This window comes from Arhodomonas sp. KWT (assembly GCF_010993615.1).
The window spans coordinates 1-1,010 of sequence record NZ_WNXE01000598.1 but is presented as its reverse complement, the minus strand read 5'-3'; the positions used below and the strand labels follow the sequence as shown (position 1 = coordinate 1,010).

Here is a 1,010-nt window from a genome sequence, read left to right as displayed (position 1 = left end):
CGCCGCCGCCTCCGTGGGCGTGGCGATGCCGCCGTAGATGCTGCCCAGCACGCCGATCACGATCACCGTCGGCAGTACCAGCGAGCGCAGCGACATCACCCGCTCGCGCATGCTCGGCGGCGCCTCGTCGGGCCTCGGGGCCATGTCCGGGCGCAGGGTCGCACGCAGCACCGCGTAGCCCATGTACAGCGCGGCCAGGATCAGTCCCGGGACGATGCCGGCGGCGAACATCTTGCCCACCGACACCTGGGCGGTGGCGGCGTAGACGATGGTAATCACCGACGGCGGGATCAGGATGCCCAGGGTGCCGCCGGCACAGATGGTGCCGAGCGCCAGGCGCTCGTCGTAGCCGCGCCGGAGCATGGACGGCAGCGCGAGGATGCCCATCGCCGCGACCGCGGCGCCGACGATGCCGGTCATCGCCGCCATCAGCGTGCAGATCGCCACCGTGCCCACGGCGAGGCCGCCGGGCAGGCGCCGGAACCACAGCTCCATGGCGCGGTAGAGGTCGTCGATCAGCCCTGATCGCTGGAGCACACTCGCCATGAGCACGTACAGCGGGATCGCGAGCAGTATCTCCGAGGTCATCACGTCCACGGTCTGGAGCACCGTGATGACCAGCGCCTGGGTGCCCCACAGCGACAGGGTGAAGAACACCGCCAGCGAGGCGAGCACGAAGGCCAGTGGCATGCCGGAGAGCAGCAGCACCAGCAGCCCGAGGAACATCATGCCGAGCACGAGGCTGGAGCTCATGGGCCCACCTCCCCGCCGCGTCCGGCATCCGTCTCGTCCCCGACCTCACGACCCATGGCGCGCCGGGCCGCGCGTACCGTCTCGGCGAGCGCCTGCGCGAGCAGCAGCGAGAACGACACCGGCACCAGCAGCTTGACCGGCCACACCGGCGGATTCCACGCCGAGAAGGAGGTCTCGCCATTGGCGTAGGCGTCCATCGCCACCGGCCAGCTCTCGTGGACCACGATCACGCACAGCGCGATGATCACCGGGAACGT

At 70.3% G+C, this 1,010-nt stretch carries 2 protein-coding genes; both read right to left on the bottom strand.

The features are described from left to right. Nucleotides 1–753, bottom strand: a 753-nt coding sequence (locus G7A99_RS21020) for a TRAP transporter large permease subunit (protein ID WP_163143850.1), incomplete at its 3' end; no start/stop codon positions are given. Beyond that, a partial coding sequence (locus G7A99_RS21015; RefSeq protein WP_163143848.1) for a TRAP transporter small permease subunit occupies nucleotides 750–1,010 on the bottom strand: 261 nt, incomplete at its 5' end. The genes G7A99_RS21015 and G7A99_RS21020, both read right to left, overlap by 4 nt.